Below are 5,435 nucleotides of genomic sequence, written 5' to 3'. Positions count from 1 at the left end.
CCGGGACCTGGTGGTGCTGAACGATGTGAACTCGGGCAATGTGTGGCTGGTCAACCAGAACATGCAGCTGGTCAACAACTGGGACGACGTCATCCCGCCGCAACAGACCTCCGATGATGCCGACAAGGACTCCGCGGACGAAGTCCAGCAGACCGTGCTGCCTGACCGGACCAAGCCCAACAGCGCACCGGTCGCCAAACCGGACACCTTCGGCGTCCGCGCGGGCAAGACCGCCATCCTCCCCGTCCTGGACAACGACACCGATCCCGACGGCGACATCCTCACCGTCCGCGCTCCGGACGCCATCAGTTCCGGCGTCCTCGCGCCGATCTACGGCTCCACCGGTTTCCAGGTCAGCGTGCCGGCCGACAAGACCGGCTCCGAGACGTTCAAATACACAGTCGACGACGGCCGCGGTCTCACGGCGTCCGCGGACGTCACCCTCAACATCATCCCGCCGGGGGAGAACTCCGCCCCGCGCCAGAAGCCGAACCGGAACACCACCCTGGTGGTGCAGTCCGGCAAACTCGTCAGCCAGAACATCCTCACGGACTGGACCGATCCGGACGGCGACGACCTCTACGTGGTCAGCGCCAGCAGCAGCGACCCCCGCGACCAGGTCAAGGCACGGCCGGACGGCCTGCTCAGCTTCCAGGACGCCGGCTCTGAGCCCGGCCGCAAAGTGGTCACCCTGACGGTGTCCGACGGCCAGTCCACCGCCGAGGGCAAGGTCACCGTGGACGTGCGCGCACCGGGCGCGCTTCCGCCCATAGCCAACGCGGACCACATCGTCGCAGTCGCCGGCGTGGACACAGTCATCGCACCCCTGAAGAACGACTCGGATCCTCAAGGCGGAGCGCTCCGGCTTGCCCAGGTCTCTCCGGACGGAAACTCCACCGCCACCATGGGCGCGGACCAGCAGACCTTCACCTTCAACTCCACGGCCCAGGGTGCCCACTACGTGTCCTACCTTGTGACCAACGGTCCGGCCAGTGCCCAGCAACTGGTCCGCGTGGATGTGGTTCCCGGCAATGGCGACGGTGCGCCCGTCGCCGTCCGGGACACGGCGCTGCTGCCCAGCGGTGGCAGCGTACTGGTGGATGTCCTCGGCAACGACTCGGACCCCTCCGGCGGCGTGCTGGTGGTCCAGTCCGTCACGGCGGCCGACGGCCAGCCGGTCAGCGCGTCAGTCCTGGACCACTCCGTCGTCCGGATCACCGACATCCGGGCGCAGGGCCAGCTCAACGTCAAGTACACGATTTCCAACGGCAAAGCCTCGGCCGGCGGAGACATCGCCGTGCTGGTGGTACCGGCACCGGCCAAGCTCCAGGCACCGCAGGCCAAACCGGACGAGGCCTCGGTCCGGACCGGCGACGTCGTCACCATCCCCGTCCTGGAGAACGACACCGACCCCAACGGCGGCAAGCTCACCCTTGAGCCCGAACTCGCGCAGAAGCCGGACGACGCCGACGGCCGCATGTTCCGCTCCGGCGGCACCCTGCGGTTCATCGCCGGGGACGTGCCCAAGACGGTTTATGCCATTTACAAGGTCACCAACGAATCCGGGCAGTCGGACTCCCAGCAGGTCACCATCCGCATCCGCGCCCGCGATGACGAGCGGAACACCCGCCCCGAGCCGAAGAACCTGACCGCCCGCGTGGTGGCCGGCATGGTGGTGCGGATCCCCGTGCCCCTGGACGGCATCGATTCCGACGGCGACTCCGTGCAGCTGATCGGCGTGGACAAGGCCCCCGCAATGGGAACGGCCGTGGTCAAGGACGGCTACCTCGCGTTCACCGCCACCGGAACGGCCGCCGGCACAGACACCTTCACCTATCGTGTCCGGGACCGGATCGGCGCCGAAAACACCGGCACGGTGATTGTGGGCATCGCCCCGCCGGAAGCCAACAACCAGAAGCCCATTGCAGTGGACGACGCAGTCGACGTCCGCCCCGGCCGACAGATCGCCGTGGACGCCCTCAGTAACGACTCCGACCCCGACGGGGACCCGATCGGCCTGGTCTCCAACGCCTTCGAGGCGCGCCCGGAGCTCCGCGTTGAGTCCGCCGACGGCGGCAAGGTGCTGCTCACGGCGCCCGGCGCTGCCGCCAACGAGAGCGTCAGCTACAAGGTCCAGGACGACAAGAAGGCCCAGGGGAGCGCGGTGATCCGGGTCCGGGTTAGCCCCGACGCCGCCCTCAAGGCGCCCATCGCACAGGACGATGTGGTCACTCAGGCCGAGACGCTGGGGAAGTCCGCCGTAGACGTCCCGGTCCTGAAAAACGACTCCGACCCCGATGGCGTCGCCGCCGACCTCAAGATCAGCCTGCCCGACGGCAACCCCAACGCGCGCGTCGGAGGTGAGGGCAACATGCTGGTCAGCCTTGCACCGACGGACCAGCTGGTTCCGTACACCGTCACCGACGTCGACGGCCAAAGCTCGACGGCGGTCATCTGGGTTCCCGGGCAGGGCGAACAGCACCCGTCGTTGGCACGCACCGACGTCGTCGAAGTGATGGCGGGCAAGGAAGCCGCCATCGACCTGAACGAGTACGTCCGCGTCCGGGAGGGGCGCACACCCCGGATCACGCAGGCGGACAAAGTCCGCGTCCAAGGCGCCGATGGCGGAAACGTCATCGCCGCGGACGGAAACGCATTGCGCTACGCCGCGCTCAAGGACTACGTCGGGCCCGGCTCCGTCACTTTCGAAGTCACGGACGGTGCCGGCCCCGACGATCCTCAGGGACTGAAGTCCACCCTGACCGTGATCACCAGAGTGGTTCCGGACCCCAATGCCAACCACGATCCAGTCTTCAGCGGAACCGACCTCGAGGTGCCCCTGGCTGAAACTGCCAGCCTGGAACTGGGCAACCTGGCCAAGGACGTTGACGACGGAGACCAGGAGAAGCTGAAATTCGAGTTTGACGGAACCCTGCCGGAAGGCTTCAGGGCAACGATCGAGGGCCAGACGCTCAGGGTCAGTGCGGAACCCGGCCTGGCCGCAGGCCGGAAGGGCGCCATCCCGCTGAAAGTCACCGACGGCCGCTCGGGTCCGGTGAAAGCCGCCGTGACGGCCACCGTCGTCGCCTCCAACCGGCCGCTCGCTACGGCCAATGAGGATGTCATCGACAAGGCCAACGCCGGCCGGAGTGAGACCATCAACGTCCTCGCCAACGATTTCAATCCGTTCAGCGATGCCCCGTTGAAGATCGCCTCGGTTGCGGTGGAGACCGGTTCCGCCGCCGGACAACCCCTCATTAGCGGGGACTCCATCACGTTCACGCCAGCGGACGGTTCCAAGGGCGTTATGGTGCTCCGGTACACGGTCTCGGACAAGACGGATGACCCGTCACGCCAGGTGAGCGGCAGGGTCCGCGTTACCGTCCGTGACAAACCCGACGCCCCCTCGGCACCGTCCGCCACGGACGTGCGCAGCCGCACCGCCGTCCTGAAGTGGGCTCCGCCGTCGGACAACGGTGCGCAGATCACGAAATACACCGTGCGGTCCAATGGCTTCAGCCAGGACTGCGCCACCACCACCTGCACGCTCAGCGGCCTGACGAATGACGTCAAGTATGTCTTCGCTGTCACGGCCACCAATGACGTCGGTGAGTCGGAATCCTCGCCGCCCTCCAACGAGATCCGGCCGGACGAGAAACCGTCTCCGCCGGAGGCGCCCACGGTCAAAGCGGGCGACAAGAACATGGTGATCGCTTGGCCTGCGGCGAAGACTGAAGGCTCGGCCGTTAAGAGCTACAACCTGGAGATCTCCCCGCCGCCGGCCAGCGGAATCGCCGTGAAGAACGGTGTGACCGGCTTGACCTACACGTGGCCCGGCCTGACCAACGGCGTGCGCTACAAGGTCCGCGCCCAGGCCGTCAACGAGCTTGGCCCGTCCGAGTGGGGCATCTACTCTTCCGAGGACAACCCGGCTGGAGTACCCGCGGCACCGGCGGCACCGACGTCGGCCGTGGCCTCTGCCGTGGGAACCACCAACCAGCTGCGCGTGAACTGGTCCGAACCCGACACCAACGGGGACGCGATCAAGAACTACTACGTCACCATGAGTGGAGGCGGCGGCGCACCGCAAACGCAGACCATCGCGGGCACCGTGCGCACCGCCAATTTCACGGCCAACAATTCCGAAGCTGAGTACACCTTTACTGTCCAGGCCGAAAACAAGGCGGGGAAGGGCGCCGTCAGTCCGCCGTCGGCGCCCCGGCGCGCCACCGGCAAGCTGGGCCAGGTCTCCGGGGTCAGCGCCGCCGTGGCAGACACCGGGGGAGCAGGGCGGCAGGTGACCATCAATTTCAAGGAGCTGACCGCAGCAGAACGCAATGGTTCGGCCCACGGCGAGGTGAGCTACAGCTACAACGCCAGCACCGGCCAGACCGGTCCGATCACGCCAGGGCAGACCGTGGGCGGCTTCACCAACGGTGCACAGACCACGATTACGGTGATCGCCCACTCCACCGTGGCGCCAAGCTCTAACGCCAGTTCCGGCGCATCGGCCACCCCGTTCGGTTCGCCAGGCACGCCGTCGGCTTCGGGACAGGACGGTGCCATGAACCAGAAGTCCTTGACCTTGAGCTGGTCTTCCCCGTCAACCACGACCAACGACGTCGCGTCGACGTTGATCAGGATTGATGGCGGCGGCTGGGAAAACGTTGCCGCGTCCGGCAGCCGGGTCATCAACACCGGTGGATTCGCTGAGTCCCACCGGATCGACGTGAAAACCGTCAACTCCCTGGGGACCGAGAGCGGAGTGGTTTCCGCGTCCGCCAAGTCCGGGGCGCAAGGCGAATGGATAACAACCGTCGTCAAGGGCACGGACCTAGTGCGCACCTGCACCTTCGAATACGGCAAGGCCAGCTACCGGCCGAACCCGTACTTCGACTGCCAGGGCATCAACAAGGGCGACACTCCGCCGTGGTTCTACGTCAACAGCGGCGAGCGGATCGTGGTCCACTGCTACGTCATGATGAACGACCAATGGACTAACACGCCGGATCAGCCGTTCTATCGGGTCGAGCCGGGATCCAACCGAAACGTGGGCTACTACATGGTTGCGGGGCACTCGCAGCTCGGTCAGCCGTACTCCCACGGGATCCCGCGGTGTTGATGACGGGCGTAGCCGCAGGTCAGGCAGCCGGGGAGAGCTCCCCATCGCGGTCCGCCGGATGGTTGGGTAGGCTGTCGCGGGAAACAGAGAGCCCGGTACCGGGTCTTTGGAAACGCTGCCCTGGGGGCGGCTGCGATTTTGAGGGATTTGAAAACTGGTGACAACTCTGTTCGGCAAGCTGGGTCTCAGGGAACGCCGCAGGAAGTTGGTTTCGGGCACGGTTTTTGCGGTGGCCGGTGCTGCGTTGGTGGCGGGTGCGGTGATTTATCCGGGGTTTAAGACCACTGAGGTGGAATTGAACGACGGCGGTGTG

General features: G+C 66.3%; 1 protein-coding gene. It reads left to right on the top strand.

What is annotated here, in order from left to right; translation table 11 throughout:
- A partial coding sequence (locus ASF98_RS16225; RefSeq protein ID WP_055803779.1) for an Ig-like domain-containing protein occupies positions 1–5,122 on the top strand: 5,122 nt, incomplete at its 5' end.
- Between the last annotated feature and the right edge of the window lie 313 nt (positions 5,123–5,435).

The organism is Arthrobacter sp. Leaf337 (assembly GCF_001423745.1).
Classification (GTDB): domain Bacteria; phylum Actinomycetota; class Actinomycetes; order Actinomycetales; family Micrococcaceae; genus Arthrobacter.
Note: the sequence above shows the minus strand (reverse complement) of the source record. Positions and strands in the feature narration are given on the sequence as shown.